This is a genomic window from Streptomyces sp. SM1 (assembly GCF_002910825.1).
In the GTDB taxonomy this organism is placed as follows: Bacteria; Actinomycetota; Actinomycetes; order Streptomycetales; family Streptomycetaceae; genus Streptomyces; species Streptomyces okerensis.
In genome coordinates this window covers 1-4,486 of record NZ_NEUB01000070.1, presented here as the reverse complement: position 1 = coordinate 4,486, position 4,486 = coordinate 1, and the positions used below count along the sequence as shown (strand labels likewise).

Genomic DNA, 4,486 nt, shown 5'->3' with positions numbered 1-4,486 from the left:
CCGCGCGCAGACCGCCTGGGCCGCCCTCGCCCCCGGTGACCGGGCCCGGCTGCTGCGCCGGTTCGCCGCCACCGTCGAGGAGCACATCGACGAGCTGGCCCGGCTGGAGGTCCGCGAGGCCGGCCACACCCTCGGCAACGCCCGCTGGGAGGCGGGCAACGTCCGCGACCTGCTCGACTACGCGGCCGGGGGAGTGGAACGCCTGACCGGCCGCCAGATCCCGGTCCCCGGCGGGGTGAACGTCACCTTCCTCGAACCCCTCGGCGTCGTCGGCGTCATCGCCCCCTGGAACTTCCCCATGCCCATCGCGGCCTGGGGCACCGCGCCGGCCCTCGCCGCCGGCAACGCGGTGCTCCTCAAACCCGCCGAGGCCACCCCCCTCACCGCCCGGCGCCTGGCCGAACTCGCCCTGGAGGCAGGGCTCCCCGAGGGCCTGTTCCAGGTGCTCCCCGGACCCGGCCCGGTCACCGGCAACGCCCTCGTCGAACACCCGGACGTCGCCAAGATCGTGTTCACCGGATCGACGGCCGTGGGGAAACAGGTGTGGGCCCGGGGCGCGGACCGCCTCAAGCGCGTCACCCTAGAACTCGGCGGCAAGAGCCCCAACATCGTCTTCGCCGACGCCGACCTGGAGACCGCCGCCGCAGCCGCCCCCATGTCCTTCCTCGACAACGCCGGGCAGGACTGCTGCGCCCGCACCCGCATCCTCGTCGAGCGTTCCGCGCACGACCGGTTCCTCGAACTGCTCGCCCCCGCCGTCGAGGCGGTCCGGGTGGGCGACCCGGCCGACGGCGACGTGGACATGGGCCCGCTCATCTCCGCCGCCCAACGCGACCGCGTCCGCTCCTACGGCACCGACGGCCTCGACGGCATCCGAGGCAAGGCACCCGAGGGTCCCGGCTACTGGTTCCCGCCCACCGTCCTCACCGGCGTCGCCCCGGACGCCCGGGTCGCCGTGGAGGAGGTGTTCGGCCCCGTCGCCGTCGTCCTCCCCTTCGACGACGAGGCCGACGCCGTACGCCTGGCCAACGCCACCGACTACGGCCTCTCGGGCTCGCTCTGGACCCGGGACATCGGCCGCGCCCTGCGCGTCTCCCGGGCCGTGCGGGCCGGCAACCTGTCCGTCAACTCCCACTCCAGCGTCCGCTACTGGACCCCCTTCGGCGGGTTCAAACAGTCCGGCGTCGGCCGTGAACTCGGCCCCGAAGCGCTGAGCGCCTTCACCGAAACCAAGAACGTCTTCATCAGCACGGAGGCCTGACCGCACATGAGCGAAGAGATCATCTGCCGCCGACTGGCCGGCCGCACCGCCGTCGTCACCGGGGCCGGCAGCGGCATCGGCCTCGCCACCGCCCGACGGCTCGCCTCCGAGGGCGCGCACGTCGTCTGCGCGGACGTCGACGAGACACGCGGGAAGGCCGCCGCCGAGGAGACCGCCGGCCTCTTCGTCGGCGTCGACGTCACCGACCCCGATCAGGTCGAAGCCCTGTTCCAGGCCGCGTACGACACCTACGGCAGTGTCGACATCGCCTTCAACAACGCCGGCATCTCCCCGCCCGACGACGACTCCATCCTCGAGACCGGACTCGACGCCTGGAAGCGCGTCCAGGAGGTCAACCTCACCTCCGTCTACCTGTGCTGCAAGGCCGCCATCCCTCACATGCGGCGCCAGGGCAGGGGCTCCATCATCAACACCGCGTCCTTCGTGGCCCGGATGGGCGCGGCGACCTCGCAGATCTCGTACACGGCCTCCAAGGGCGGCGTCCTCGCGATGTCCCGGGAACTCGGGGTGCAGTTCGCCCGCGAGGGCATCCGCGTCAACGCCCTGTGTCCCGGACCCGTCAACACCCCGCTCCTCCGTGAACTCTTCGCCAAGGACCCCGAGCGCGCCGCCCGCCGCCTCGTCCACATCCCGCTCGGCCGGTTCGCCGAGGCCGACGAGATCGCCGCCGCCGTCGCCTTCCTGGCCAGCGACGACTCCTCCTTCGTCAACGCCACCGACTTCCTGGTGGACGGCGGCATCTCGGGGGCGTACGTCACACCCCTCTAGCGTTCGCCCTACAGTGCCCGGATGAGCATGACGCCCCCGCCCGGCTGGTACCGCGACCCGCACGCCCCGCACCTGGAACGCTGGTGGGACGGCACGGCCTGGACCGAGTACCGGCGCGCCCCCGGGGCTCCCGGCACGCCGCCGGCCCCGTCGCCGGGAGGCACGGGAAACACGGGCGGCGGGGGCGGCCCGGGAAGCAAGGCCGGTACCGGTCGCGCGAGGACGGTCGCCCTCACCGCCGCCGGGGCCGTGCTCGTCGCCGCGATCGTCACCGGCGCGGTGGTCCTCGGCGTGGACGGCGGCGGCCCTGAGACGGGAACCGGCCCGGCCACCACCACCGCGACCGACGCCCCGTCCCCGCCCCCGTCCACGCCGGAACCCACCACCGACGACGGTCCCGGCCTCGTCGAGGACCAGCTCAACGGGATCACCTTCCCCCTCCTCGACGGCTGGGTCCGGCCGGAGCACGTCGCGCAGGACGACGTCGTCATGACCACGGACGGCACCTACGACTGCCCCGGTGAGGGCTCCCTCTGCCGCCACGGACTCGTCGTCTCCCGCACCGTGACCGTCAGCGACACGGCCTCGCCCGAGGAGATCGCCAAGGACGACATCGCCGACGCGGCCGACGCCGCCTTCGACGAGGACGCCCTCGGCCGGCGCCCGTACGGCGGGCTGGAGTCCCACGAGGTCGTGAAGTCCGGCCCGGTCGCGGTGGCCGGCCGCGCCGGATACCTCGTGCGCTGGCGCGTCACCACCGCCAAGGGCCCCGGCGGCTACGTGCAGTCGATGGTGTTCCCCTCCAGCGTCGGCACCGAGTCACCCGTCCTCGTCCGGTACGTCTTCGACGCGGGGGAGGACGGCCCGCCGCCGGCCGACATGGACCGCATCACCAGGGGCATCCGCCCAGTCACCGACGAGGCCTCCGGCGGTGGCGTCGGCAGCAGCATCGGACCGGCGGACTGAGCCGTCACAGGAACGTGTGACCCTCGCCCCGGTACGTCGGAACCGTCGCCGTCACCGTGTCGCCCTCCACCAGCCGCAGCGCGTCGAACCGCTCGCACAGCTCGCCCGCCTTGGCGTGCCGGAACCACACCTTGTCGCCGATCAGCAGATCGTCGGCGGGCGGACCCAGCAGCGGCGTCTGCACCTCACCGGCCCCCTCCTGGGGGTCGTACCGCAGACCCTCCGGCAGATACGGCACCGGCAGCCGGTCCGCGCCGGGCGCGCCCGAGGCCGGATAGCCCCCGCCGAGCACCGTCACCACGCCGACCCCCGGCCGCCGCACCACCGGCAGGGCGAACAGCGCCGCCGGACGCCCGCTGAACGACGTGTAGTTGTCGAACAGCCGCGGCACGTAGAGACCCGAACCGGCCGCGATCTCGGTGACCGCGTCCTCCGCGGCGGTGTGCTGCACACTGCCCGTGCCCCCGCCGTTGACGAACTCCAGATCCGGCACCACCTCCCGCACCGCCCGCACCACGGCGGCCCGCCGCTCGGCAAGCTCGCGGCGCGCGGCGGCCTGCATCAGCCGCACCGCGCGGGACCGCAGCGGCCGTCCGGCCACCGCGTCACCGACCCCGGCGACGTGGCCCTCGTACGCCATGATCCCGACGACCCTGAAGCCGGGCCGGCGGGCCACCGCGCGCGCGACCTCGGCGACCTGGGCGGGGGAGTGCAGCGGGGAACGCCGGGCACCGACCCGCACGCGTCCGCCGAACAGCTTCAACGCGGTGTCCAACTCCAGGCACACCCGCACCACTTCGTCACCACCGGCGCGCGACGCGTCGATCAGGTCCAGCTGCGCCGGATCGTCCACCATGACCGTGACGGCGGCGGCGAGCTTGGGACCGGCGGCGAGTTCGGCGTAACCGGCCCGGTCGGCGGACGGGTAGGCGAGGAGGACGTCGTCGAAACCGGAGCGGGCCAGCCACAGCGACTCCGCGAGGGTGAACGACATGATCCCCGCGAAACCGTCCCGGGCCAGTACCCGTTCCAGCAGCGCACGGCAGCGGACGGACTTGCTGGCGACCCGGACCGGTTTGCCTCCGGCCCTGCGGACCAGATCGTCCGCGTTGGCGTCGAAAGCGTCCAGGTCCACGATCGCGAGAGGGGCTTCGAGCTGGGCGGTGGCCCGGTCGTAACGGGCCCGGTCGGCGGCGCGCGCAGTCATGCCCGCAGCCTGCCAGACAGGATTACCGCAGGGTAGGGGGACGTTCCGGGCAGATGCCGCGGGCCTGCGGACTGGTTCCCGTCCGACCCGGATCACGCCGTAGAGTGACGCGCACGCACGGCGGAACAGGGCCGGCCCGGGTCCGGGCCGGATGACGCGCCGTCCGTGCGGGTATCTGTGCCCGGGACGAGTCCGTGCCGGGCCCCTGGCAGCGGAGACGCCCGCGCAGGCGGAAACGGCCCGGGCACGAGGGAACGGGGGGT

At 73.8% G+C, this 4,486-nt stretch carries 4 protein-coding genes; 3 read left to right on the top strand and 1 reads right to left on the bottom strand.

The genetic code is table 11. The features are described from left to right. The 3 genes from B9S61_RS01555 to B9S61_RS01545 all read left to right on the top strand — a co-directional run. A partial coding sequence (locus B9S61_RS01555; RefSeq protein WP_103540567.1) for an aldehyde dehydrogenase occupies positions 1-1,261 on the top strand: 1,261 nt, incomplete at its 5' end. A gap of 6 nt (positions 1,262-1,267) precedes the next feature. After that, positions 1,268-2,050, top strand: a complete 783-nt coding sequence (locus B9S61_RS01550; protein WP_103540566.1) for a 3-oxoacyl-ACP reductase — start codon at positions 1,268-1,270, stop codon at positions 2,048-2,050. Between the two features lie 27 nt (positions 2,051-2,077). Further along, positions 2,078-3,016, top strand: a complete 939-nt coding sequence (locus tag B9S61_RS01545; RefSeq protein ID WP_103540565.1) for a DUF2510 domain-containing protein — start codon at positions 2,078-2,080, stop codon at positions 3,014-3,016. Between the two features lie 4 nt (positions 3,017-3,020). On the opposite strand, the gene B9S61_RS01540 is transcribed toward B9S61_RS01545, so the two are convergent. Next, entirely contained in the window at positions 3,021-4,223 is a 1,203-nt protein-coding gene (locus tag B9S61_RS01540; protein WP_103540564.1) for an amino acid deaminase/aldolase, read from the bottom strand. Between the last annotated feature and the right edge of the window lie 263 nt (positions 4,224-4,486).

Bases quoted from the DNA above. Each gene is read 5' to 3' on its own strand.
- B9S61_RS01545 (WP_103540565.1), top strand. From the start codon at position 2,078: ATGACGCCCCCGCCCGGCTGGTACCGCGACCCGCACGCCCCGCACCTG.
- B9S61_RS01540 (WP_103540564.1), bottom strand. From the start codon at position 4,223: ATGACTGCGCGCGCCGCCGACCGGGCCCGTTACGACCGGGCCACCGCC.
- B9S61_RS01550 (WP_103540566.1), top strand. From the start codon at position 1,268: ATGAGCGAAGAGATCATCTGCCGCCGACTGGCCGGCCGCACCGCCGTC.